The sequence below is a fragment of the Kribbella sp. NPDC031520 genome (assembly GCF_055580825.1).
Window position 1 is genome coordinate 722752 of record NZ_JBVIKS010000003.1, and the last position, 23602, is coordinate 746353.

22 protein-coding genes and 1 tRNA gene are annotated in these 23602 nt (G+C 68.4%); 15 read left to right on the top strand and 8 right to left on the bottom strand.

What is annotated here, in order from left to right:
* Positions 1-5 precede the first annotated feature (5 nt).
* A complete protein-coding gene (locus ACZ5BU_RS18880; protein ID WP_465700484.1) occupies positions 6-614 on the bottom strand; it encodes a hypothetical protein in 609 nt (202 codons plus the stop codon).
* 138 nt (positions 615-752) lie between these two features.
* Between ACZ5BU_RS18880 and ACZ5BU_RS18885 the strand changes: the two genes are divergently transcribed.
* Together ACZ5BU_RS18885 and ACZ5BU_RS18890 are read left to right on the top strand one after the other, a co-directional pair.
* Complete coding sequence (locus tag ACZ5BU_RS18885; protein ID WP_465700485.1) at positions 753-1388, top strand: TetR/AcrR family transcriptional regulator; 636 nt, start codon at positions 753-755, stop codon at positions 1386-1388.
* A gap of 101 nt (positions 1389-1489) precedes the next feature.
* Positions 1490-3289: an AMP-dependent synthetase/ligase gene (locus ACZ5BU_RS18890; protein WP_465700487.1), complete on the top strand. Its 1800-nt coding sequence runs from the start codon at positions 1490-1492 to the stop codon at positions 3287-3289.
* A 222-nt stretch (positions 3290-3511) separates the two neighbouring features.
* On the opposite strand, the gene ACZ5BU_RS18895 is transcribed toward ACZ5BU_RS18890, so the two are convergent.
* Together ACZ5BU_RS18895 and ACZ5BU_RS18900 are read right to left on the bottom strand one after the other, a co-directional pair.
* Positions 3512-3664 (bottom strand): hypothetical protein, encoded by a 153-nt coding sequence (locus ACZ5BU_RS18895; RefSeq protein WP_465700488.1) that lies wholly within the window; start codon positions 3662-3664, stop codon positions 3512-3514.
* 589 nt (positions 3665-4253) lie between these two features.
* Positions 4254-4326, bottom strand: a tRNA-Thr gene (locus tag ACZ5BU_RS18900).
* A 27-nt stretch (positions 4327-4353) separates the two neighbouring features.
* On the opposite strand from ACZ5BU_RS18900, the gene ACZ5BU_RS18905 reads away from it, so the two are divergent.
* Positions 4354-5562, top strand: a complete 1209-nt coding sequence (locus ACZ5BU_RS18905; protein ID WP_465700490.1) for an MFS transporter — start codon at positions 4354-4356, stop codon at positions 5560-5562.
* On the opposite strand, the gene ACZ5BU_RS18910 is transcribed toward ACZ5BU_RS18905, so the two are convergent.
* Positions 5492-6682, bottom strand: coding sequence for an MFS transporter (locus ACZ5BU_RS18910; RefSeq protein ID WP_465700491.1), 1191 nt, complete (start codon positions 6680-6682; stop codon positions 5492-5494). The genes ACZ5BU_RS18905 and ACZ5BU_RS18910 overlap by 71 nt on opposite strands.
* 51 nt (positions 6683-6733) lie before the next feature.
* On the opposite strand from ACZ5BU_RS18910, the gene ACZ5BU_RS18915 reads away from it, so the two are divergent.
* The 3 genes from ACZ5BU_RS18915 (at position 6734) to ACZ5BU_RS18925 (ending at position 9529) form a co-directional block, all read left to right on the top strand.
* Positions 6734-8119: a pyridoxal phosphate-dependent decarboxylase family protein gene (locus ACZ5BU_RS18915; RefSeq protein WP_465700493.1), complete on the top strand. Its 1386-nt coding sequence runs from the start codon at positions 6734-6736 to the stop codon at positions 8117-8119.
* Between the two features lie 225 nt (positions 8120-8344).
* Entirely contained in the window at positions 8345-8761 is a 417-nt protein-coding gene (locus ACZ5BU_RS18920) for a hypothetical protein (RefSeq protein WP_465700495.1), read from the top strand.
* A 27-nt stretch (positions 8762-8788) separates the two neighbouring features.
* A complete protein-coding gene (locus ACZ5BU_RS18925) occupies positions 8789-9529 on the top strand; it encodes a TrmH family RNA methyltransferase (RefSeq protein WP_465700496.1) in 741 nt (246 codons plus the stop codon).
* Here the strand turns inward: ACZ5BU_RS18925 and ACZ5BU_RS18930 are convergent.
* Positions 9519-10187 carry a SecDF P1 head subdomain-containing protein gene (locus tag ACZ5BU_RS18930; protein ID WP_465700498.1) on the bottom strand — a complete coding sequence of 223 codons (669 nt, stop codon included), beginning with the start codon at positions 10185-10187 and terminating at the stop codon, positions 9519-9521. The two genes, ACZ5BU_RS18925 and ACZ5BU_RS18930, sit on opposite strands and share 11 nt — an antisense overlap.
* An 18-nt stretch (positions 10188-10205) precedes the next feature.
* The gene (locus ACZ5BU_RS18935) at positions 10206-11099 is read right to left on the bottom strand and encodes a GIY-YIG nuclease family protein (RefSeq protein WP_465700499.1); all 894 of its coding nucleotides are present in this window, start codon (positions 11097-11099) and stop codon (positions 10206-10208) included.
* 162 nt (positions 11100-11261) lie between these two features.
* Between ACZ5BU_RS18935 and ACZ5BU_RS18940 the strand changes: the two genes are divergently transcribed.
* The 5 genes from ACZ5BU_RS18940 to ACZ5BU_RS18960 all read left to right on the top strand — a co-directional run bounded on the left by ACZ5BU_RS18940 (position 11262) and on the right by ACZ5BU_RS18960 (position 18183).
* Positions 11262-14282, top strand: a complete 3021-nt coding sequence (locus ACZ5BU_RS18940) for a PQQ-dependent sugar dehydrogenase (protein ID WP_465700500.1) — start codon at positions 11262-11264, stop codon at positions 14280-14282.
* 42 nt (positions 14283-14324) lie between these two features.
* Complete coding sequence (locus tag ACZ5BU_RS18945; RefSeq protein WP_465700502.1) at positions 14325-15452, top strand: serine hydrolase domain-containing protein; 1128 nt, start codon at positions 14325-14327, stop codon at positions 15450-15452.
* A 71-nt stretch (positions 15453-15523) separates the two neighbouring features.
* Positions 15524-15928: a nuclear transport factor 2 family protein gene (locus ACZ5BU_RS18950; RefSeq protein WP_465700503.1), complete on the top strand. Its 405-nt coding sequence runs from the start codon at positions 15524-15526 to the stop codon at positions 15926-15928.
* Between the two features lie 94 nt (positions 15929-16022).
* Entirely contained in the window at positions 16023-17342 is a 1320-nt protein-coding gene (locus ACZ5BU_RS18955) for an FAD-binding oxidoreductase (RefSeq protein ID WP_465700505.1), read from the top strand.
* Between the two features lie 34 nt (positions 17343-17376).
* Positions 17377-18183, top strand: coding sequence for an endonuclease/exonuclease/phosphatase family protein (locus ACZ5BU_RS18960; RefSeq protein ID WP_465700506.1), 807 nt, complete (start codon positions 17377-17379; stop codon positions 18181-18183).
* A 36-nt stretch (positions 18184-18219) separates the two neighbouring features.
* Here the strand turns inward: ACZ5BU_RS18960 and ACZ5BU_RS18965 are convergent, their stop codons facing one another.
* The gene (locus ACZ5BU_RS18965; protein ID WP_465700508.1) at positions 18220-19599 is read right to left on the bottom strand and encodes an MFS transporter; all 1380 of its coding nucleotides are present in this window, start codon (positions 19597-19599) and stop codon (positions 18220-18222) included.
* Between the two features lie 112 nt (positions 19600-19711).
* On the opposite strand from ACZ5BU_RS18965, the gene ACZ5BU_RS18970 reads away from it, so the two are divergent.
* A complete protein-coding gene (locus ACZ5BU_RS18970) occupies positions 19712-20299 on the top strand; it encodes a TetR/AcrR family transcriptional regulator (RefSeq protein WP_465700510.1) in 588 nt (195 codons plus the stop codon).
* Between the two features lie 9 nt (positions 20300-20308).
* Here the strand turns inward: ACZ5BU_RS18970 and ACZ5BU_RS18975 are convergent, their stop codons facing one another.
* Positions 20309-20671 (bottom strand): cupin domain-containing protein, encoded by a 363-nt coding sequence (locus ACZ5BU_RS18975; RefSeq protein WP_465700512.1) that lies wholly within the window; start codon positions 20669-20671, stop codon positions 20309-20311.
* A 90-nt stretch (positions 20672-20761) separates the two neighbouring features.
* On the opposite strand from ACZ5BU_RS18975, the gene ACZ5BU_RS18980 reads away from it, so the two are divergent.
* From ACZ5BU_RS18980 to ACZ5BU_RS18990, 3 genes are all read left to right on the top strand, one after another.
* Positions 20762-21295, top strand: coding sequence for a gamma carbonic anhydrase family protein (locus ACZ5BU_RS18980; RefSeq protein WP_465700514.1), 534 nt, complete (start codon positions 20762-20764; stop codon positions 21293-21295).
* Positions 21296-21473: 178 nt separating this feature from the next.
* Entirely contained in the window at positions 21474-22343 is an 870-nt protein-coding gene (locus ACZ5BU_RS18985) for an alpha/beta fold hydrolase (protein ID WP_465700515.1), read from the top strand.
* Between the two features lie 203 nt (positions 22344-22546).
* The gene (locus ACZ5BU_RS18990) at positions 22547-23599 is read left to right on the top strand and encodes a GlxA family transcriptional regulator (RefSeq protein ID WP_465700517.1); all 1053 of its coding nucleotides are present in this window, start codon (positions 22547-22549) and stop codon (positions 23597-23599) included.
* The last annotated feature ends 3 nt before the right edge of the window (positions 23600-23602 follow it).

The following is a 23602-nucleotide window of genomic DNA, read 5'->3' on the forward strand; positions in this document are numbered from 1 at the left end:
TTCGGTCAGTTCAGCTCGACGAGGAACCGCTGCACCGCGAGATCCTGCCGCTTGAGCCGGGTGGCCTCGGAGACAGTGATGTCGGGGTGGGCCACGAACCACGCGGCCGCCTGCAGCTGGTACTTGGTGATGAAGTCCTTCACGTCCGGCGACGCGATGCCCGGCCAGCCTTCGACGTTGCCGAACAGGTAGTCCATCATCTCGGGGATCTTCGTCGCGAAGTCGTCGATGTAGGCGTCCCACTCACCGTCGTACGCCGTCGCGAACAGCAGCTTCGTGTCGTTGTCCAGGAACACGAACCGCATGTTGTGCAGCGTGCCGACCTGGCCGGCGCCGACCAGGTTGCCGTCGATCAGCTTGAAGAACTTCCGCAGCCGCTCGGCGCCGTTCGGCTTCAGGTCGAAGATCCCCGTCAGCTCCGATACCTCGCCGCTCATCGCGCCGATCCGGCCCGCGGTGGTGACCGCGTGCAGCGCCTGCTCGTCCTTGTTGGACAGCGCCTCGCCCACCTTCACCTTCAGCGCGACCTTCGCGTCCATCAAGGCGGCGTTCACCTTCTCGCGCACCGCGGCGGGGAACGACTCGAACCGGGCCTTCAGTTCCTGCTCACTCATCACTCACTCCTCGATCCCGGGCCGACCGTCCGCCGGCCTCTCCAAATCAAGGTAGAACTTTTCTGATGATTTCGTCAACTATGAGCTGTGCATCACTCTGATGACGCCGTCAGGCTTGAGGTGATCTACCATCCAGCCATGAGTGAGACGACGTCCCGCAACCGTTCCGACCGGAGGAGGGCGCGCACCCGCGCGGCGCTGGTCACCGCCGCCAAGGCGATGCTGACCTCCCGCGATCCGGCCGGAGTGAGCATCCAGGAGATCACCGACGCCGCCGATGTGGGTTTCGGCTCGTTCTACAACCACTTCGACTCCAAGCAGGAGCTCTTCGAGGCCGCCGTCGACGAGGTGATCGAGGAGCACGGCACGATGCTCGATCGGATCACCGCGGACATCGAGGATCCGGCGGAGGTGTTCGCTGCCTCGGTCCGCATCACAGCTCGATTCCCCAGGACACATCCCGAGCTGGCGAAGATCATCGATCGTGTCGGCCCGCGCTACATCACCTCTGAGTCCGGTTTGGCGCCGCGGGCGCTGCGAGATCTGCAGCGCGCGAAGGGGGCCGGCCGACTGCAGTTCGAAGATCCCGCGGTCGCCATCGCCTGCGCCGGCGGTGCCCTCCTCGGCGTCCTGCACCTGGGCCTGACCAACCACAAGAAGGCGGCCGTCGAGCGGGCGGCCGACGAACTGGCCGTCAACCTGCTACGCATGTTCGGCCTCACCGAGACCGAGGCGCAGGAGATCGCCGAGCGGACCCTGCCCCGGGTTCCCTGACCACCCATTGACAACCGGCGGTGCATAACTGATGCTCTCATCAGTTATGCGGATGCGATCAGAAATCGCGTCGCCCCGCCGTCAGTCGAAGGGCAGTCAACATGCCGACCGTTCCGGCCTCCACCACCGCCAGGTCCGTAGGCGCGCGCTTTCTGGCCAACTGCGAACGGCACGGCGACGCCGAGGCGTTCCGCTACCCGGTCGCGGACGACCGCTGGGCTTCCCTGAGCTGGCGCGAGCTCGCCACCCGCGCGACCGAGTTGGCCGCCGGCCTGATCTCGCTCGGCATCACCCAGGGCCAACGCGTCGCGATCGCGGCCTCGACCGGGATCGAATGGGTCGAAGCCGATCTCGCCGTCCTGCTCGCCGGCGCGACGACGACCACCGTGTACCCGAACACCAACGCCGACGATGTCGCGTACATCCTGAACGACTGCGGAGCGGTCGCGATCTTCGCCGAGGACTCCACGCAGGTCGCGAAGCTGCGATCGGGTACCGGCTGGATCGGCGCGCTGCGGCACGTCATAACGTTCGATGCGGTCGATTCCCCCGCGACGACACGACTCGCGGATCTTCGCGAACTCGGCCGCGATCTCCTGCGGTCGAATCCTTGGGCGATCAGCGAGATCCTCAGCGAGACAGGTCCGGATCAGCTCGCCACCATCGTCTACACATCCGGGACCACGGGGGCACCCAAAGGCGTCGAACTCACGCACGCCAACTGGCTGTACGTCGGCACCGCCGTGGCGTCCGAGAACGTCATCAGGAACGACGCCGTACAACTGCTCTGGCTGCCCCTGTCGCACGTCTTCGGCAAGCTGCTGCTCGCCGCGCAGTACGAGATCGGCTTCGTCACCGCCATCGACGGGCGGGTCGACCGAATCATCGACAATCTCGCCGCCGTACGGCCGACCGTCATGGCCGCCGCGCCGCGCATCTTCGAGAAGATCTACAGCCGGGTCGTCACGAGCGCCACGGCGGACGGCGGCATCCGCGCTCGGTTGTTCCGCTGGGCCTTCGACACCGGCATCGATTCCGTACGTCGCGGTGCGGAAGGCAGGACCGTGCCGGCCATCAGACGTCTGCAGCTGGCGATTGCCGACCGCCTGGTCTTCGCCAAGATCCGGGATCGGCTCGGCGGCCGCCTCGAGATCCTCTTCTCCGGAAGTGCCGCGCTGGCACCCAGCATCGCCGAGTGGTTCGCCGCCGTCGGCCTGCCGATCCTCGAAGGTTACGGCCTGACCGAAGCCACCGGCGTCTCGTTCGTCAACCGCCCCGGCCACCTACGCATCGGCACGGTAGGACAGCCGCTGGCCGGCACCGAGGTCCGCATCGCCGACGACGGGGAGATCCTGCTCCGTGGCCCCGGCGTGATGCGCGGATACCACAAGCTGCCGACAGCCACCGCCGAGGTCCTCGACGCCGATGGCTGGTTCGCCACCGGAGACATCGGTCACCTCGAACCGACCGGCCACCTGCGCATCACGGACCGGAAGAAGGATCTCGTCAAGACCAGCGGCGGCAAGTACATCGCACCGACCGCAATCGAGTCCGCCGTCAAGGCCGCGTGCCCACTGGTCAGCACCGCGATCGTGATCGCCGACGGGCGGAACTTCGCCAGCCTGCTGGTGACCCTCGATGCCGACGCCTGCCGCGGGATCCCGGCCGAGACCGTCCACAGGACGCTGGAGCGAGCCATCGGCGAAGTGAACAAGACCCTCAACCGCTGGGAGACCATCAAGCAGTTCCGGATTCTGCCCGGCGAACTCAGCGTCGAAGCAGGCGAGATCACACCGAGCCTCAAGGTCAAACGCGCCGCAGTCGCCAGAAACCACGCCGCCCTGATCGAATCCATCTACACCCCGCCGGCCGACCCCAGATCCACCCGCGAGCCCGCATAGCCAACGCACCGACCGCGGGCCGACCGGAGAGCATCAAGGGCCCGCAGGACCTCGGCACACTCACAGAAGCAATCAACCAGTCCCTGGCCATAGCAACCTGCCCCCTTGCGGGGCGCGTCGATCGGGATACTCTGCTGCTTCCTCATAGGGAGGATGCCCGTGCCGCCGACCAGTGTGCTCTGACTCGACCTGAGGTCGGCGTGACTTCTTCGGCACCGCAGCTCAGCCATCGAGGGCAGTGAGTCGTCGCTGCTCGATGTCGCGGCGCTTCTTCACGGCGGCGGCACGCGCGGCCTTCACGGCCTGGTTGCGGGCCGTGGTGAACTGTTCGGGCACCAGCCCGTACAGCTCGAGCGCGACCGCGTCGGTGTCCACCCATCCACCATGCGCAGGTGCAGGTCGCCCGGGCAATCGTCTGCCTCACGACTCTGGACAGCCACCATCCGCAGACACTGGGTCAGTGGTGGCCTCGAACACAGGTGAACGCCATCCGAACCAGGCGTCGAGCACTGCATCATCGCCGATCGGTCCGAATGCTGCGGGACCGCGCTCGACGATCCGCACAAGTAGCTGTAGCCGACGACAGCATTCACACATTCCGCCCCCTTCTCACTCGTTGTATCGGGCAACGAGCGCTTGTCGTTTCATCACGTGCCGACGGCACACGGCCCTGGCGCTGCTCTGGCGAGAGGGGCGGAGGGGCGGCGTCGTCCTGGTAGCAGGCTTCCCAGAAGGTGCGGAGGGCGGAGAGTTCCTCGACGATGGCGCCGTGGTGGGGCCAGCACGGTGGGATGACCTTGTGGTCGAGGTTTGTAGCGGGTCGTAGCGCAGGTGACCCAGTCGGCCAGCAGGCCTTCGGCGAGAGCCGGCGCCTCGGAGCCCAGGTCGCCCGGCAAAGCAGTGAGTAAACGATGAGTTGGGGCCCAGGAGTTCATCACTCCCGGGTTATATTCCCACGTCAGAGAGCCGGTGAGGGGACTTGAACCCCTAACCCCCGCTTTACAAGAGCGGTGCGCTGCCAATTGCGCCACACCGGCGGGTGTGCGGGTACATAGTAGTGGATTGTGTGGGGGTTGTTGCGGGGGTCTGCGGGGTTTCGGGGGCTTTGGGGGGCTCGGGCTGTCTCGGTGCTCGGGGATTCGGTGGGGTTGGTGGCTCTGCTGCTGTATGTGCAGAAGGCCACCGGGGCGGCGCTGGCGGTGGGGTTGTTGCTGTTGGCGGGGGACTTTGTGCCGGGGGTGTTCGGGGCGGTTGCGGGGGTGATCGGAGATCGGTTCGATCTTCGGCGGGTGATGGTGGGGAGCGAGCTTGTCCAGGGGGCGCTGACGGTTGGGATGGCGGTCGTACTACCGCCACTCGCGGTCTTGTTGGTGATGGTGGCGGTGCGGGGTGTTGCGGCGCAGGTGTTTCAGGCTGCGTCGCGGAGTGCCATGCCGGTGTTGGTGCGGGACGAGCAGCTCGAGACGGCCAACTCGGCGCTTGGGGTGGGGACCAACGGCGTGGAGGCTGTCGGGCCGATCGTCGCGGCGGGGTTGTTCCTGGTGACGGACGTGCGCGGGATCCTCGTGATCGACGCGGTCACGTTCTTCGTGTCGGCGGTGCTGCTCGTACGGTTGCCTGGGATACCGCCGTCGGAGCGCTCGGGGCACAGTGTGGTGAAGGATGCCCGGGACGGCCTCGGGTACATCCTGCGATCGGCTCCGATTCGCGTGATCGGGATCGGGTTCTTCGCGGTGGTCGCGTTCAACGGGGTGGACGATGTCGCGCTGGTGTTCCTCGCGAAGGACGAGCTGCACGGGACGGATTCGGCGTCCGCGACGCTGTACGCCGGGGTCGGCATCGGGTTGATCGCCGGGTTCGCGATCCTCGCGCGGTACGCAGGCCGGCTGCGGATGCCCGTACTGATGGTCCTCGGGTTCGCCGTCAGCAGCCTCGGCAATCTGGTCACCGGGCTGGCGTGGGCGATCTGGGCGGCCCTGGCGCTGCAGGTGATCCGCGGGCTCGGGATCGCGGGCATCGACGTCGGCGTCAACACGCACCTGCAGCGCCTCGTACCGGCGCACCTTCGAGGTCGCGTGTTCGGCAACCTGTACGGCGCTGTCGGTGTCGCCGCAGGCCTTTCGTACGTACTCGGCGGGCTGCTCCTTCAGCACACCGACGCACGGACCACGTTCGTGACCGCCGGCGCGGGCGGGTTGGTCGCTACGGCTGTGACAGCGATCGGAGTTCGGCGATCGGGCGGCGGAGGGCGCGGGCTCCCGGTACGGCGATGAGGGCGATCGCGGCCATTACCAGGAAGGCGGCGTACGGGTGGCCGACGAGGAGGCCGACGACTACCGCGACGACCAGGCCGCCCAGGTTGCCGGCCATCCAGATCAGACCGGCGGCTGTTCCTTCGGCTTCTCCGGTTCGGCGTTCCACGAGTTCGAGGACGATCGGGAGGGCTGGGAGGAGGAGCAGACCGATCACGGTGATGGAGAGAAAGCCGGTCACGGCGCCAGGGGCGAGGGCTAGTAAGGCGCAGGCTGCGGCGGTGATGGTGAGGCTTATGACCAGGAGGTGGGATTCGGCGCGGCGGCGTACTACCAGGATGGGGATGGTGGCGCTGCCGATGACGCCGGCAACTACCTGGAGCAGAAGGATCGTACTGGCGGTACCGCCGGAGACGCCGGCCGGTTCCAGGAGCGCCTGCGCGAAGGTGCTCATGGCAACGAAGACGCCGAACGGGAAGATCGCCAGGATGCACAGGCGCCGGATCAGCGGGTCGCCCCACGCGGCGGCCAATGCGCCCCGGCCCGGGCGGCCGGATGACCGCGCTTGTGGCGCGAAAGGTGCTTGCAGGGTGTAGAGGACGGTGGTCAGTACGACAGCTGCCGCTACGCAGAAGATGGCGGTGATGATCAGCATCGTGGAGAGGGATGCCGACGTGGTGAAGATTGCCGAGAGTAGGAAGGCGATCACCATGCCGGCGAAGATGCTGGCGGTGCCGATGGCGATGCCGGTGGGGCGGTCCTTTTCCTCCAGGTAGCGGCCGGTGATGCCGGTGACCGCGTTCAGGACCAGGGGCTGGGCTATCGAGGCCAGGATCTGGCCCGCGAGCAGCCAACCGAAATCGTTGCCGATCAGGCGGACCACGGCGCCGAGGGCGGTCAGTACCGCGCCTGCGACCAGGGCAGCGCGGAACCAGCGGTCCAGGGCAAGGCCGCAGGGAATCGCGAGTACGACGTACAGGAGCGGGAAGACCTGTGCCAGCCAGCCGACAGCGCTTTCGGAAACGCCGTACCGCGTTGCCGTGACGGTTGTGACGCCGGCGAAGTTCAGCCACACCAGCTGGGTGGCCGCGCCGACGAGGGAGTAGCCGACGATGGCCGACCACCGGCTCCGGATCTGCATGCGCGCACTGTACGCGTCCCGGAGCCGGGAAAGCAGGCGTACAAAGGAACAATGGTGGATTGGGAGGGGCCGCTCACCGAGGCGTACGAGCGGGCGACGACGTACTTGGCCGGGCTGCCGGAGCGGCGGGTCGGTCCGCGAGCCGGTGCTGCTGAGTTGCGTGCGGCGCTGGGTGGGGCGCTGCCGGACGGTCCGACGGATCCACGGGACGTGGTTGCGCGGCTGGCGGAGGGGATGGAGGACGGGTTGCTGCCGAGTGGGAGTGGGCGGTTCTTCGGGTTCGTCTTCGGTGGGGCGACGCCGGCGTCGCTCGCGGCTGATTGGCTGACGACGGCGTGGGATCAGAACGCCGGGTTGTACGCCGCGTCGCCGGCGGCGGCCGTGGTCGAGGAGATCACGGCGGGGTGGTTGAACGAGTTGTTCGGGCTGCCGGTCGGTACGTCGGTCGGGTTTGTGACCGGGGCGCAGATGGCGAACTTCACCGGGTTGGCGGCGGCGCGGCACGAGGTACTGCGGCGTGCCGGGTGGGACGTGGAGCGGCAGGGGCTGATCGGGGCGCCGCGGATCCGCGTACTGGCGGGCGCCGAGCGGCACGACACGGTCGACCGGGCGCTGAGGTTCCTCGGGCTGGGGACGGACTGCATCGTCCCGATCGCGGTCGACGGGCAAGGGCGGATGCGCCCGGATGCACTGGCTGATGCACTCCGCACCGGTGTGGTTCCGGCGATCGTTTGTGCGCAGGTCGGGAATGTGAATACGGGGGCGTTCGATGCGGTTCGGGAGATTTGTGAGGTGGCTCGTCCGTATGGGGCTTGGGTGCATGTGGATGGGGCGTTCGGGTTGTGGGCGGGGGTCAGTGATCAGCTCAGGGGGTTGGTGAACGGGATCGAGTTGGCGGACTCGTGGGCGACCGACGCACACAAGTGGCTGAACGTGCCGTACGACTCCGGTCTGGCGTTCTGTGCACACCCGGAGGCGCATCGAGCGGCGATGTCGGTTCGGGCCGCGTATCTGATCCAGGACGAGGACGGGGAGCGGGATCCGCTCGACTACAACCCGGAGTTCTCGCGCCGGGCGCGCGGGATTGCGGTGTACGCGGCGATTCGGGCGCTGGGGCGGACCGGGATCGCGGAGATCGTCGACCGGTGTCACGCGATGGCGAGGCGGTTCGCGGACGCGCTGCGCGCCGGGGGCGCCGACGTACTGAACGACGTCGTTCTCAACCAGGTACTCGTCCGGTTCGAGGACGACGACGCGATCACCCGGCAGGTCGTCAGGGAGGTGCAGGACGAAGGGACCTGCTGGATGTCGGGCACGACGTGGCAGGGGCGGGCCGCGATGCGGATCTCGGTGACCAACTGGACCACCGGACCGGACGACATCGACCGCTCGGCCGAAACCGTACTGAAAATTCGGGACCAACTAATCCGCGAGTAGGTCCTGTCTGGTGATCCAGCGCCGTAGCGAGGAGGTGCTCGGTGCGGTAGCTCGGCGTGCGGGGGCGAAGGTCTCGATGCGGAGCATCGTGGCCTTTGCACCCGTGCGGCGAGGTGCCGTGCCGAGTGCCCCGCAGTAGGCGATGGATCACCAGACAGGGCCTCGGTGCGTCTCTTGATGCGGCGGGCTCACAAGGAGCCGCCACACGGGAGGGGAATCACCATCATGCACAAGGTTTTCGTTCGCCGGATTGTTGCCGTAGGCGCCGGTCTCGGGCTGGCCGCGGGGGCGGTCGTCGGCATCGGGGCGCTGCAGGCGGACGCCGCGACCCAGCACACCAGCACCGCCGCGGCTGCCGCCGTGGTGAAGAAGTCCGTGACGATCGACGCCAACGACTGGATCGTCCCGCGATGGTCGAAGGTCCGGTACTTCGGCAGGATCACCGGGATCGCGAAGGGCACCAAGGTCCAGGTGCAGCGCCTCGACGGAAGGACGTGGGTCAACTTTCCGGCCACCACCACGGTGACCTCCAAGGGCACGTACTCGGTGTACGTCTCCAGCGGAAAGGTCGGAAAGTTCCAGTTCCGCGTCGTCGTCGCCGGGGTCGCGAGCAAGCCCTGCTACCTGACGATCACCAAGTGATCCACACCCCCGCGCTACGGTAGGCGGGTGGGAGAGAAGACGTCGCCGCGCGACAAGTGGATCACCGTGTACGGCCGCAAGCCGGTGCTCGAGGCGCTGCACGACCCGAAGCTGTCGGTGGCGAAGGTCGTACTCGCGGACAACGCGACCGGCCAATCGATGCAGGAGATCCTCCGGGCCGCGGAGAAGTCAGGTACGCCGGTGGAGCGGGCGACGGCCAGCCGGGTGAAGTGGCTGGCCGGGAACGGCAAGCACGACCAGGGCGTGGTCGCGGACGTGAACGCACCCCGGATGACGCCGCTGGAGGAGTTCGTCCGGAGCCGCGGAAAACGGCCGACCAACGTTTTCCTGCTCGACGGCGTGACCAATCCGGGGAACGTCGGGATGATCCTGCGGACCGCGACCGGGGCCGGGTTCGACGGTGTGATCCTGCCCCGGGCCGGTACGCCGCACGTCGGGCCGCTGGTGATCAAGGCGTCGGCCGGTGTCGCGTTCCAGGCGCCGATCGTGAACACGTCGACCGCGAAGGCCGCGGTCGAGCTGCTGCGCACGGCCGGCTACCACGTCTACGGCCTGAGCGCCCGCTCGCAGGACTCGCTGTTCAAGACCGAGCTGGCGCCGCGCGCGGTGTACGTACTCGGCGGGGAAACGAACGGCATCACGGTTTCCACCGATTCCGACCTGCAGATTCCGTTGCACGCCGGCGTCGAGTCGCTCAACGTCGCGGTCGCGGCGGCGATCGTCGCGTTCGAGGTCACTAACCGGTGATCTGTTTGGCGAGTGCTTCGACGGCGGTGCGGTCGAAGTCGCCGGTGATCTGAACCTGGCCGCCGGTGATCTCGGACTGGACGGACGGGGCCGAGACGACCCGGCCGTGGACGACGATCGCGAGCAGGTTCGCGGGCGGGGACTGTTTCGCGAGGGTGCCGGTGAGTTGGGCGAACAGCTTGTCGCCTTCGGCGTCGAGAGCGATGGTCACGTACCAGTAGTTGTTCGTGGAGTTGTAAGCGGACTTCACCTCGGTGACGTGGCTGCCGTCGAGCTCGACCTTGCCGAGGGTGTAGACCATGCCTTTGTCGTCGCACGCCGTACCGTCCGGTGCGGGGGTCGGGCAGGTGCCGGTCTTCGAGGTGAGGACGCGACGGAACTCGACGGCCTTCGGGTCGGACGGCTTGGTGCGAACATCCGCAGTGCCGGTGGCCGAGGGCTTGTCGTCGGTACGCGTGACGAGCAGGGTGACGGCGGTGCCGATCACGATGACGAGCAGCAGGACAAGCCCGCCCACGATCAGCAGCGGCCCCCGGGAAGAGCGCTTCGGCGGCGGGCCGAACATCGGCGGACCAGGAGGCGGACCCGGCGGCAGACCAGGTGGACCGGCCGGCGGACCAAGGGGCGGGCCGGGTGGCTGGTACGGGGGCTGCGTCATGGTGACCATGCTAAGTAATCAGGAAGTCACCAACCGCGCAGCCAGCTCCGCGTTGCGCTGCGCGAACCCCCGCCACAACTCCGGCGTCGACGCCACCCGAGCCCGCGCCGCGGCTTCCCCGACCGCCCGCTGCGTCCACGTACACATCCGTCCCGCTCGCAGCTCGAACCGAACCAGAACCCCGTCCGCCCACCCGTAGACCTCAGCGTCCCGCGGCTCAAGCCAGGCGACCTTCTGCTCGGCGACGATCCAGTCGAGCGCCTCGATCTCCCCTTGCACCTTGGCCGCGAACTCGTACCGCAACTCCCCCGCCGCCCGATCCCGCCGCCGCTCCAGCTCGCCCCGCAGCGCACCGACCGCCGCCGGATCCCTTTCCAGCACGGCGACCGCGGTCCGCGCCAGCGCGTCGCGATCTCCTGGCCCGATCCCGAACAACCGGCCGAACTCCTCCGCCGACCCGTCCCCCTCGACCGTGTACTGCAACGGCAGCACGCGATGCAGGCCGGAGATCGCCTGCCGGATCCGCAGCCCACCGAGGTACGGCCCGAAGTGTGGCGCCGTACCGCTGACTGTGTGCTCGAATCGCAGCCCCGGCCGCGCACCGTCGCCGAGCCGGATGTACCCGACCACTTCCGCCCCGCCCTCGGTCCGGTTCCAGCGCGGCTTCGAATGCTCCAGCAGGTTCCGCTCCAGCCAGGCGGCCTCGTGCTCCGAGTCGCACCAAACCCCTTCGACGCGCGCGATCCGACGTACCATCCGCGCCAGGTGCGGCCGGTCGCCGAGGTTCGCCCAGTACGACCGGACGCGGCGGCGCAGGTTGCGGGCCCGGCCGATGTACAGCACCTTGCCGGCGTCGTCGCGGAAACGGTAGACGCCCGGACCGTCCGGAAGCTCGCGGACACTGCGGATCATCAGCCCAGTGTGCCCGGTCCGATCGTTCGCGTGACCGGCCGGCGCCATGTTTGAAACGAATGTCCGGCAGGCCTTGCGCAACGCGATCACGGGGCATCATCCTGACGGACGATCCGGGGCTTGCAGGGGGATGCGGGCCGGACTTCTGGCCTGGGGGGCTTTGTGAGGAAATCTGCCCAGTGGCTGCGCCGTGCGCTGCCCACTTTGTGTGTCGTACTGCTGCTGCCGCTCGCTGTGATCGCGCCGGCACGTGCCGCTGTCACGCCGTCCGGTTTCAGCGAGCAGGTCGTGTTCAGCGGACTCAGCAGTCCGACGAACGTCGTGTTCTCGCCGGACGGCCGCGTGTTCGTCGCGGAGAAGAGCGGCCTGATCAAGGTCTTCGACTCGCTCGACGACCCGACGCCGAGTGTGTACGCCGACCTGCGCACGGAGGTCTACAACTACTGGGACCGCGGGCTGCTCGGGATCGCCTTGCATCCCAATTTCCCAACGGATCCACGCATTTACGTGCTGTACACGCACGACGGGCTGATCGGCGGACCTACGCCGAAGTGGGGTACGCCGGACACCGACGCGGACCCGTGCCCGTCGCCGCCCGGACCGACGGCTCGCGGCTGTCTGGCCAGTGCGCGGCTTTCGGTACTGAACGCGAACGGCGCCGAGCAGGTGCTGGTCGAGGACTGGTGTCAGGTGTTCCCGAGTCACTCGATCGGCTCGATCGAGTTCGGCCCGGACGGGATGCTGTACGCGGGTGGCGGCGACGGCGCGAGCTTCAACTACGTCGACTACGGGCAGAACACCAACCCGCCGTCCGACCTCTCGCCCGACAACCCCTGTGGTGACGGACCCGCGGCGGTCGGCGCACTGCTGTCACCGCCGACGGCCGAGGGTGGCGCGTTGCGCGCCCAGGATCTGCGTACGCCGAACGACCCGACCACTCTGGACGGATCCATCGTCCGGATCGATCCCGACACCGGACAGGCCGCGCCGGGCAACCCGTTGACGAGCAGCACGGACCTGAACGCGCGCCGGATCGTGGCGGAAGGCCTGCGGAACCCGATGCGGTTCACGTTCCGTCCAGGCACGAACGAGCTGTGGGTCGGCGATGTCGGGTACTCGACCTGGGAGGAGATCGACCGGATCACCGACCCGAAGGCAAGCGTCAGCAACTTCGGCTGGCCGTGCTACGAGGGTCCGGCCCAGCAGCCCGGGTACGCCAGTTTGCAGCTCAACATCTGCAAGAACCTGTACGCCGCCGGGCCGTCCGCGGTCAGGACGCCGTACTACACGTACAACCACGCCGACAAGATCGCCGGCACCTGCACCAGCGGGAGCTCGTCGATCTCCGGAATGTCCTTCTACAAAGGCGGAAACTACCCCGCGCAGTACGACGGCGCGTTGTTCTTCACCGACTACAGCCGCAAGTGCACGTGGGCGATGATGCCGGGCAGCAACGGGCTGCCCGACCCCGCGAACATCCAGTTGTTCGCGTCCGGGTACGGCGCGACGCGCCTGCAGACGGGTCCGGGTGGCGACCTGTTCGCGGTGGACTACGACAACGGCCGGATCCTGCGGTACGTGTACAACGGGACCAACAACCCGCCGGCCGCGATCATCCACGCGGACCCGGCGAGCGGGCCGACCCCGTTGACCGTGACGTTCGACGGGACCGCCTCGAACGACGCCGACGGCGATCCGCTCACGTACTCGTGGGACCTGAACGGCGACGGCGTGTACGGCGACTCGACGGCGGCGACCGTACAGCACACGTACACAACCTCGGGCTCGGTCACCGTTCGACTGCGGGTGTCCGACGGAAAGACGTCCACCACGACGTCGACCCAGATCAACGTGGCGAACACGGCGCCGACGGCAACGATCACGGCACCCGGTCCGGCAACAACCTGGAAGGTTGGCGACACCATCAACTTCTCCGGGACCGCGACGGATCCGGAGGAGGGCACGTTGCCGGCGTCGGCGCTGACCTGGACGTTGATCATGCACCACTGCCCGAGCGACTGCCACACGCACACGATCACGTCGATGGCCGGCGCCAGCGGCTCGTTCGTGGCACCGGACCACGAGTATCCGTCGTACCTGGAGCTGAAGCTGACGGCGACCGACTCCGGTGGGCTGACCGACACGAAGAGCGTGCTGCTGAACCCGCAGACGACCCAGCTGACGGCCAATTCCTCGCCGCCGGGGATGCCGCTCGCGCTCGGGAACACGAGCGGGAAGAGTCCGTTGACCGGGACAACGATCGTCGGGTCGAGCGTGTCGGTGTCGGCGGATCCGGTGGGGTCGCTGGCGAACCAGGCGTACCGGTTCGGGACGTGGTCGGACGGCGGGGCGCGGGACCACAACGTGGTGGCTCCGGCGCGGGTGGAGACGACGTACACCGCGATGTACGGCCTGAAGCGGAACCTGGCCCGCGGGCGACCGGCTGTTGCCTCGAGCACCTATATCGCGGGCCGCGAGGCGTCGAAGGCCGTCGACGGTTCGATGAGTACGGCATGGTCGAGCGCGCGAACCGACCCGCAGTGGTACCAGGTGGACCTCGGGTCGGTACAGGTGGTGAACCGGGTGCTGATGAACTGGCTGTCGACGGCGTACGCGAAGTCGTACCAGCTCCAGGTTTCCGGCAGCGGAAGGACCTGGAAGACGGTTGCGTCAACCGTCAGCGGGGACGGCGGTACGGACAACGTGACGTTCTCGCCGATCTACGCGCGCTACGTCCGGATGGTCGCGACGCAGCGAGCCGTTGCCGGGAGCTACTACTCGTTCTGGGAGTTCGGGGTGTTCGGTGACACCGGGTCGGCGGTCGGCATCGGCGGCAAGTGCATCGACGTGTACCAGGCGCTGACCACGGACGGCACGCCGACGACGCTCTACACCTGCAAGGGCTCGGTGAACCAGCAGTGGACGCCGTCGACCGACGACGGGACCGTACGGTCGATGGGTAAGTGCCTGTCGGCGCGCGATACCGCTCTCAAGACGCCCGCGGTGTTGTGGACCTGCGACGGCTCGGCCGGGCAACGCTGGACGCCGCAGACAGACGGCTCATTGCGGAACGTCGGCGCCGGCTACTGCCTCGACGCGACCGGGGCCTCGTCAGCGGACGGCACGAAGCTGATCGTCTACCAGTGCAACGGCGGCCTGAACCAGCGGTGGACGCTGCCGTAATTCGATCGTGCGGGACGGCGCCACACACCTATCGTGTGGCGCATGGGCCAGGGATGGGTGGACGACGGGTTCGGCGCGGTTGCGGACACGTTCAAGGAGAACTTCTCGTTGTTCCCGGAACTCGGGGCGGCGGTGACCGTGTACTCCGGTGGCCGCAAGGTGGTCGACCTCTGGGACGGCGAGGCGGCGCCCGGGCGGGCGTGGTCCGCGGAGACCGTGGTGCCGGTGTTCTCGTGTGCGAAGGGCCTCGTGAGTGTCGTCGTCCACTTGCTGGCCCAGGAGGGACGACTGGACCTGGACGCGCCGATCGGCGACTACTGGCCGGAGTTCGTTGCTGAGGGCAAAGAGGCGATCACCTCCCGGATGGTGCTCGGGCACCGGGCGGGTATCCCGGTGCTGGATCAGTCGCCGACGTTCGAGGAAGTCGCCGCCTGGGATCCGGTGATCGCAGCGATCGAAGCGCAGAAGCCGTTGTGGGAGCCGGGGACGACGTACGAGTACCACGGGCATGTGTTCGGGTTCGTCCTCGGTGAGGTTGTCCGGCGACTCACCGGACAGTTGCCGGGGGCATACTTCCGTACGGTGATCGGCGATCCGCTCGGGTTGCGGGCGTGGATCGGGATGCCGGCGTCGGAGCTCCCTACGCTGGCGCGACTCGCGGAGGCCGAGAGCCGGCCCGCGATGGACCCGGAGCACCTGCTGATGCGGATCGTCACGATGAACGGGGCGCTGGAGTTTCCCGGTCTCGACGTACCGCACGGGTGGAACGATCCGGCGCTGCTGCAAATGGAGCTGCCCGGAGCCGGCGCCGTCGCGTCGGCGACGGGTCTCGCCGGGGTCTACGCCGCCGCGTTCACCGGCATCGACGGGTCCGCGCCCTTGTTGTCGACGGAGACTGTTTCCGACGCTGTCCGGGAGGTTTCCTCCGGCACCGGGTTCCTGGGCTTCGACGCGGGGGCGCGGTGGGGTTCCGGTTTCCTGCTCGACTCGCCGTTCCGCCCGACGCTCGGTCCGCGCAGCCTCGCGAACGACGGCGCCGGCGGCCAGTTCGCATTCGCCGACGACGAACACGGCATCGCGTTCGCGTACACCGCCAACCGCATGATCGGCCACGGCGACCCACGCGCGAGCCGCCTCGTCGCCGCACTCAGGTCAGTGGCTGCCGGCTGAACCCGTTCCCGTCGCGCTGAACGTGGCCAGTATCCACCGAGGCGACCCCTCGCACCTGTCACGATGACTGGATGACGATCCAGGAGCAGGTGCGCGCGGTCGCGGCCGAGTGGGACCGGATCGTGGTCGGCAACGACGCGGAGCTGGTCGGCTCGTTCATGACGGACGACTGGGTGTACGTCAGCTCGACCGGGGCGGTGACCAAGGCCGACATCACCGGCTGGATCGCGGACGGCCGCCTCGCTCACCACAGCATGCAGGTCGTCGGCGGTGAGCGCGTGGCCCGGGCCGGGGACGCGGTCGTCGTGACGGCGCGCAAGACGAGCACCGGCGCCTGGGAGGGTACGCCGTACTCCGCGGACGAGTGGATCAGCCAGGTCTGGGTCAGCACGCCGGCCGGCTGGAAGTGCGCCTTCGCCCACAAATCCGACGCCCAGAAGTCCGACGCGGAGAGCTCCGACGCGCAGACGGAATAGCGCCGCGGTTTGTGATGTGGGGTTGCTCACGTCACATCGGCCGGCTGCCGTACGTCAGGTGTTTGTTCGATGAGGACAAACGCGAAGGAACGTCATGAGTGCAGTGGTCGAAGGATTTGCTGGGGAGATCGTCGGGCCCCAGGACGCGGGATACGACGCGGCGAGCCGGACCGTTCTGGTGCAGGGTAGTCCGGCCACGGTCTTCCGGGCGGCGAACGTCGGCGACGTGCAGAAGGCCGTCCGGTACGCCGTGGACAGCGGGCTCGCCCTTGCCGTCCGGGGCGGTGGGCACTCGTTCCCGGGGTTCGGGACGAACGACGGCGGCGTGGTGATCGAGCTGTCCGGGCTGGCCGGGATCGACATCGTCGACAAGGACAAGCACGTGGTGCGGATCGGCGGCGGCGCCACCTGGGGACAGGTCGCGGCTGCACTGGCACCGCACAACCTGGCGATTTCGTCGGGTGACACGAAGAGCGTGGGCGTCGGCGGGCTGACGCTCAGCGGCGGGCTCGGGTGGAAGGTCCGCAAGTACGGGCTGGCGCTCGACAGTCTGGTGGCCGTCGAACTCGTGACCGCGGCCGGGGACGTCGTACGTGCTTCGGCGGACGACAACCCGGAACTGTTCTGGGCGGTCCGTGGTGGCGGCGGAAACTTCGGTGTCGTGACGGCGTTCGACTTCGTGGCGCACCCGACCACCGACATCCACTTCGGCAAGGTCGTGTTCCCGGCGAACGAGATCGCGGACGTGCTGCCGCGCTGGGCGGAGTACCTGCGGACCGCGCCGGCCGGGCTCACCTCGATCGCCTCGTTCGCGAACCCGTTCCTCGGCGGACCGGAAGCGCCGCTGGAGATCCAGGTCGCCTACGACGGTGACGACCCGGAGCAGGCCGCGCAGGCGATCGACCCGATCCGCGCGCTCGGTACCGTACTCGCCGACGACGTCACGCTCACCCCGTACGCCGAGGTGCTTGTCGACGGCGCCGTACCGCCGCCGGGAATCCAGCTGGTGACGCGAAGTGCCTTTGTCGACAAGGATTCGGTGCCGGACGCGCTGCGGATCCTCGCCGCGGCGGGTACCTCGCAGGGCGCGCCGATCATCGCGATCCGGAGCGTCGGTGGAGCGGTTGCGGACATCCCGGAAGACGCCACCGCGTACGCGTACCGCCAGGCCGAGCTGATGTTCGTCACCACGACGATCGGACCGCCGCCGGTGATCGAGGCGACCCGGCCGGGACGCGAGCAGCTGTGGGCCACGCTGGACCCGCACGTCAACGGCGCCTACGCGAACTTCCTGTCCGACGCCGAGGTCACCGGCGTCTACCCGGCCGAGACGTACAAGCGGCTCGCGCAGGTCAAGCGTGAGTACGATCCGGAAAACGTGTTCGCCGCCAACCACAACGTGCGGCCGGCCTGAACTCGATGAACCTGCCCGCCGGGATACTACGGGCATGCGTCGAACGGGAATCATTGCCGCACTCGCCCTCCTGCTGGCGGTTGCGCCGCTGACCGCTCAGGCCAAGGCAAGCGCGACGACGGTGCGGACGCTCACGTTCAACATCCACCACGGCGCCGGCGTCGACGGCAAGCTCGACCTCGAGCGGGTCGCGCAGACGATCGAGGCGTCCGGCGCCGGGGTGATCGGCCTGCAGGAGGTCGACAAGTACTTCGATGCCCGCAGCAACTGGGTGGACCAGCCCGCGTGGCTGGCGGCGCGACTGAAGATGAACTACGTCTTCGCCGCCAACCTGGACTGGGATCCGGCCGAGCCCGGCAAGCCGCGCCGGCAGTACGGCACGCTCGTGCTCTCGAAGTACCCGATCGTCGACTCGCGGAACACGCTGCTGCCGCTCCACGCCGGTAGCGAGCAGCGCGGCCTGCTCGAGACCGTGATCGACGTGGACGGTACGCCGTTGCGGTTCGCCGACACGCACCTCACGACGATCAACGACGGCGAGCGCCTCGAGCAGGTGAACGCGATCGTCACGCTGCTCAAGGACGCTCCGGAGGCGACGCTGCTGGTCGGCGACCTGAACGCCGTACCGACGTCGACGGAGGTCAAGACGCTGACGACGCACTGGACCGACACGTGGCCGGAGAAGGGTCTCGGGCTCGGCCTGACCAGCCCGATGCCGTTGCCGACGAAACGGATCGACTACCAGCTGCACAGTTCGCAGCTGGTGCCGACGGCCGCGTCGGTCCCGTTGAGCTTCGCGTCCGACCACCTGCCGGTCGCGGCGACCTACACGCTGAGCTGACTCTCCCACGCCCCAGGCGATCATGGGCGGCAGGTCTCAGTGGACATGAGCCTCTTCCCTCGAAGGCTTGAACGACGGGACGACGAGCAGCGCCAGTACGGCGGCCACCGCAGCGGTGACGGCGGCGAACGTGAACCCGCGGGTGAACCCCGTCGTCACGGTCCCGGCCAGACTCGCGGCCGCGACGCTCGACACCACCGCGACACCGATCGATGCACCGAACTCGTGGAACGTACTCAGGATCCCTGACGCGAGCCCTGCCTCGCGGTGGTCGACCTGCGCGAACGTCGTGGTCGACGACGCCACGAACGCGGCACCCAGCCCGATCGTGCCGACGCTCATCCCGATCACGATCACGGCAGCACCCTCCCACATCGCCGGAGCGGCGACTCCGAGCGCGGTGACCAGGAACCCGGCGATCGCGATCGGCCGGGCGCCGGTCCGACCGACGAGATGACCGGCGAGCTGGGCGCCGACGATCGCGGCGACCGCCACCGGCAGGAACAGCAGCCCGGTCCGCAGAGCGCCGTACTGCTTGAAGTGCTGGAGGTAGAACGAGCCGAGGAAGAACATCGAGATCATCAGCGCGGTCGCGACCAGGATCATGAAGGTGCCTGCGGCAACGGGTCGGCGGGTGAGGATCCGCAGGTTCATCAGCGGTGACCGTACGGAGCTCTGCACCCAGGCGAACACGCCGTACAGGACGAGGGCTCCGGCCAGCGTGCCGAGGGTCGCGGCGGACAGCCAGCCGCGGTCGCCGGCGTTGATGAGCGCGTAGATCGCCGTACCTGTGCCTGCGGTGACGAGCAACGCGCCCGGTACGTCGAGGCGGCCCTGCCGCTCCGCCGGCCGGTCAGCCGGAAGCATGCGGAGCAGCAGTACGAAGACGACCAGGCCGATCGGCAGGTTGATGTAGAAGACCCACTGCCAGCCGGGACCCGCGGTCAGCAGGCCGCCGAGGAGTACACCGATCGCGGAACCGCCGCCGCCCATCGCGGACCAGATGCCGAGCGCCTTGTTCCGTTCATCGCCGTCAAACGTTTTCGTCACGACGGAAAGCGCGGCAGGCGACAGCATCGCGGCGCCGACGCCCTGTGCGACGCGGCCGGCCAGCAACACCTCCGGCCCGTGCGCGAGACCGGTGACCAGCGAGGCCAGCGTGAAGACGCCGAGGCCGGTCAGTACGACCCGGCGGGAGCCGAACAGGTCGGCCACGCGACCGCCGAGCAGCATCAGGCCGCCGAACATCAGCGTGTACGCGCTGACCACCCAGGCCAGGGTCTCGCGGCGCAGGCCGAGGTCGGTCTCGATGTTCGGGAGCGCGATCGCCACCACGGTGACGTCGAGGATCAGCATGAACTGCGCGACAGCGAGCAGCCCCAGCAGCCGCCACCGCCGGGGGTCGGGTTGATTCATCGGCTCGTCCTTAAGTTGAACACGTGTGTACGGGTTGTCGAGCCAGGTTAACTCGTACACTGGTGTTCAACAAGAGGAATCCGTACAGCAGTGTTCGAGATCGGAGGCGCGGGTGGCAACGACGACGAGGCGCGCCGACGCGCAGCGGAACATCGCGGCGATCCTGACCGCGGCCGCCGAGTGCCTGAGCCGGAACCCGGCCGCGAGTACGTCGGAGATCGCGAAGGCCGCCGGCGTCGGCAGGGTCACGCTGTACGGGCACTTCCCGTCCCGGGCCGAGCTCGTCGACGCGGTGTTCGTGCAGGCGATCGCGATCGGCGAGGAGACCCTCGGCAAGGTCGACCTGACCGGTGAACCGCGGGCGGCGCTGGCCCGGTTGATCGAGTCGAGCTGGCACCTGGTCGACCAGTTCACGGCACTGCTGGTCGCCGCTCAGGAGGCGCTGCCGCCCGGCCGGGTACGCGAACTGCACGCCGACCCGATGGCACGGGTGGAGCGGCTGCTCGAACGCGGGCGCTCCGAAGGGATCTTCCGGACCGACCTGCCGACATCGTGGCTGGTCAGCGTCATGCACAACGTGATGCACGGCGCCGCGGGCGACATCCTCGCCGGACGCATCAGCACTGCCGATGCGGCGCCGTACATCACCGCGACCCTGTTGGCCGCGTACACACCTCCCGGGGAACGCGTCCCCGGCTGACCACTCGAGCTACTCGAGCCAGATGGTTTCGAACGTGGGGTTCGCGTGGATGTGGACGGCCTCGTAGCCGCCCGGGCCGGTGCGGAACTTGTGCGGGGTGTCGGCCGGCACGACCAGGATCTGGCCCGCCGTACCGACGATCTCGTCACCGTCGACAGTGAACGTCGCCAAACCACGCCGGATGATGAACGTCTCGGCGTACGGATGCTTGTGCAGCCGCGGCCCGACGCCCTCCTGCGTGGTCGACTCGAGAATCAGCGAGACCCCAGCACCACCCGGCAACTGTTGGTAGTCCTCGGTCCACTCCTCGCCGTCGTTCCGCCCGTCGGCCCGGTTGATCACCGCGGCGCCCGACTTCGCAATCTCGGTCATGCCACCCTCCTTGGTCGATCCCGCCCACCGTAACCGCGCCCCCGGTCCTTTCCCACTGCTTTCACGGTGGTGCAGGTTAGTCTCGGCCGCATGCCGCTGTACTCCTTCGAAGGTAAGAGTCCGAACGTGCACCCGGACGCGTGGATCGCACCGACCGCGACGCTCGTCGGCGACGTGGTCGTCGAGGCCGGAGCGTCGATCTGGTACGGCGCCGTGATCCGCGCCGACCTGGGGACGATCACGATCCGCGCCGGCGCGAACATCCAGGACAACACCGTTATCCACGTCGGCCACAACGGCTGCGAGGTCGGCCCGAACGCGACAGTCGGCCACCAGTGCCTCATCCACGACTGCACCATCGGCGAACAGGCGCTGGTCGGAAACGGCGCCATCGTCCTGGACGGCGCGGTCGTCGGCACCCGCTCGCTCGTCGCAGCCGGCTCGACCGTCACGCCCGGCGCCGTGATCCCACCGGAATCGGTCGCGATGGGCAGCCCCGCCAAGAAGATCGTCCCGCTGGAGGGCACCGCCAAACTCTTCGTCGACCACAACGCCGCCGTCTACCACGCCCTGGCCGAGCGCCACGCGGCAACTGTCGAACTGGTCGAGGAGGACGCGATCTGACCCACGGTGCTCTGGTCGGAGCGCGCTGTTGACCTCGAGCAGGATGCGACGCGGTCAGCGGCTGACCGGATCGGCCAGACGACTGACCCGAACTGCCCGGCCTCTCGGCCAAGACCCGCTTCCCACGTTCAATTCGAGCGTGCCGCAACCCGCGGCCCGAGGTTGGGAGGAATCGGGAATGACCGAGTTTGTGACCCTCGAGCACGGACAGCTCGCCTGCGACGTCGCCGGTGACGGTCCCCTGGTGGTGCTGTCACACGGCATGGGGACCTGGCGCCAGGATTTCCGGAACCTGGTCGGTCCGCTGGTGGCCGCGGGCTATCGAGTGGTCAACGTCGACATGCGCGGCCACGGCGAGTCCAGCCTCGACTGGCCGTCGGTGACCGGCAAGAGCGCCATCAGCCGCACCGATGTGGCCCGCGACCTGCTCGGGGTCATCCGTCACTTCGGCGGACCGGCCGTGATCGTCGGGCATTCACTGTCCGGCGGTTCGGCCACCATCGCGGCCGCCGAAGCCCCGGAGCTGGTATCGGCGGTCGTCGAGATCGACCCGTTCACGTTGACGCAGGGTGTTGCCTTCGGCGCACTGTTGTCGAACCGCCGGTACCGCCGAGGGATGCTGCAACTGGTGGGCACGCAGTTGTTGAAGTCGCCCCGGCTGTGGTCCGGCTACCTGAGTGGCGTCGCCTACCCGACCAAGCCGGCGGACCAGGACAAGTACCTCGCCGAGTTGTTCGACCACCTGCAGCAGCCCGGGCGGTGGGCCGAGTTCATGAAGACCGGCAAGACGACCCCCGCCGACGCACACGCCCGGCTGGCCGACGTGCGGTGCCCGGTCCTGGTGATCATGGGCTCGGAGGACCCGGACTTCGCCAGTCCCGAGGGCGAAGGCCGCAGGGTCGTGGCCGCCCTGTCGCCTGGGCTCGGCCAGGTCGTCACGGTGGACAAGGGCGGTCACTATCCCCACGCCCAGTTGCCCGCCGAGGTCGCCGCGCTCGTCGTGCCGTTCCTCGATGCCCACAGCACGACGGAACCGATCAGCAATTGACCGTGCCGGCCGGCGGCACCAGGTCCTGTCTGGTGATCCAGCGCCGTAGCGAGGAGGTGCTCGGTGCGGTGCATCGGCGTGCGGGGGCGAAGGACTCGATGCGGAGCATCGTGGCCTTTGCACCCGTGCGGCGAGGTGCCGTGCCGAGTGCCCCGCAGTAGGCGATGGATTGCCAGACAGGGCCTAACTGCGATGATGGCGAGGTGCCGTCGCCTCGCACCATCGTCTTCGTCGTCTTCCAAGGCATGCAGATCTCCGAGCTGGCCGGTCCGCTCGATGTGTTCGCGCTGCTGAACAGTCTCGCCGAGCGGCCGCCTCACCAGCTGCCCGCGGAGCTCCGCTGGCAGCCGTCCGCGGCGGAGGGTGATCCGGACGGCGGTGCGGCGACACCGCCGTACCGCCTGCTGACTGCCTCGCCCGGAGGGCGGCCGATCAAGCTCGACGGCGGGATGACGCTGTCGGTCGCGCATTCGCTCCAGGACATCGCCGCGGGCGACGACTTCGACACCCTGGTCGTCGTCGGTGGCGATGTCTTCGGTCCTGGCGCCACCGGCGTGGTACCGCAGCTACCCGCGCTGGCACGCAAGGCACGGCGGGTGACATCGGTCTGCGCCGGCGCGCTGCTGCTGGCTTCCGCCGGGCTGTTGGACGGCTACCGGGCGACCACCCACTGGGCGACGACCGGCGTTCTCGCCGAGCGCTTTCCGCGGGTCACGGTCGAACCGGATCGGATCTACGTCCGCGATCGCAATCGCTGGACGTCGGCCGGTATGTCCGCCGGCATCGATCTGGCCCTGGCGCTGGTCGAGGACGATCACGGCCGCGAGGTGGCGGCCATGATCGCGCGGGCGTACGTGGTCTTCAGCCGGCGTCCGGGCGGGCAGACGCAGTTCAGCGCACAGTTGCGGGCACATCCCGCCAGGACACCGACCATCCGCGCCGTACAGCAGTGGCTGCCCGACCATCTCGGCGAGGATCTCGCGGTGGCCAGGCTGGCACGCCGTACGGGCATGAGCGAACGCTCCTTCGCCCGCGCCTTCCGCGCCGAAACGGGAGTCACGCCGGCCGCGTTCATCGAGGATCTACGGGTCGAGGCAGCACGCCGCCTGCTCGAATCCACCGAGCTGACCGTCGGCGCGATCGCCCGCCAGATCGGCTACCGCCACGGTGAGACCCTGCATCGCGTGTTCGCCCGCCGGATGGGCACCACCCCCGAACGCTACCGGCAGCATTTCGCCATCCCTGACGCCGGCTGAACC

Bases quoted from the DNA above. Each gene is read 5' to 3' on its own strand.
- ACZ5BU_RS18880 (WP_465700484.1), bottom strand. From the start codon at position 614: ATGAGTGAGCAGGAACTGAAGGCCCGGTTCGAGTCGTTCCCCGCCGCG.
- ACZ5BU_RS18885 (WP_465700485.1), top strand. From the start codon at position 753: ATGAGTGAGACGACGTCCCGCAACCGTTCCGACCGGAGGAGGGCGCGC.
- ACZ5BU_RS18890 (WP_465700487.1), top strand. From the start codon at position 1,490: ATGCCGACCGTTCCGGCCTCCACCACCGCCAGGTCCGTAGGCGCGCGC.
- ACZ5BU_RS18910 (WP_465700491.1), bottom strand. From the start codon at position 6,682: ATGCAGATCCGGAGCCGGTGGTCGGCCATCGTCGGCTACTCCCTCGTC.
- ACZ5BU_RS18915 (WP_465700493.1), top strand. From the start codon at position 6,734: ATGGTGGATTGGGAGGGGCCGCTCACCGAGGCGTACGAGCGGGCGACG.
- ACZ5BU_RS18920 (WP_465700495.1), top strand. From the start codon at position 8,345: ATGCACAAGGTTTTCGTTCGCCGGATTGTTGCCGTAGGCGCCGGTCTC.
- ACZ5BU_RS18930 (WP_465700498.1), bottom strand. From the start codon at position 10,187: ATGACGCAGCCCCCGTACCAGCCACCCGGCCCGCCCCTTGGTCCGCCG.
- ACZ5BU_RS18935 (WP_465700499.1), bottom strand. From the start codon at position 11,099: ATGATCCGCAGTGTCCGCGAGCTTCCGGACGGTCCGGGCGTCTACCGT.
- ACZ5BU_RS18945 (WP_465700502.1), top strand. From the start codon at position 14,325: ATGGGCCAGGGATGGGTGGACGACGGGTTCGGCGCGGTTGCGGACACG.
- ACZ5BU_RS18950 (WP_465700503.1), top strand. From the start codon at position 15,524: ATGACGATCCAGGAGCAGGTGCGCGCGGTCGCGGCCGAGTGGGACCGG.
- ACZ5BU_RS18955 (WP_465700505.1), top strand. From the start codon at position 16,023: ATGAGTGCAGTGGTCGAAGGATTTGCTGGGGAGATCGTCGGGCCCCAG.
- ACZ5BU_RS18960 (WP_465700506.1), top strand. From the start codon at position 17,377: ATGCGTCGAACGGGAATCATTGCCGCACTCGCCCTCCTGCTGGCGGTT.
- ACZ5BU_RS18965 (WP_465700508.1), bottom strand. From the start codon at position 19,599: ATGAATCAACCCGACCCCCGGCGGTGGCGGCTGCTGGGGCTGCTCGCT.
- ACZ5BU_RS18975 (WP_465700512.1), bottom strand. From the start codon at position 20,671: ATGACCGAGATTGCGAAGTCGGGCGCCGCGGTGATCAACCGGGCCGAC.
- ACZ5BU_RS18980 (WP_465700514.1), top strand. From the start codon at position 20,762: ATGCCGCTGTACTCCTTCGAAGGTAAGAGTCCGAACGTGCACCCGGAC.
- ACZ5BU_RS18985 (WP_465700515.1), top strand. From the start codon at position 21,474: ATGACCGAGTTTGTGACCCTCGAGCACGGACAGCTCGCCTGCGACGTC.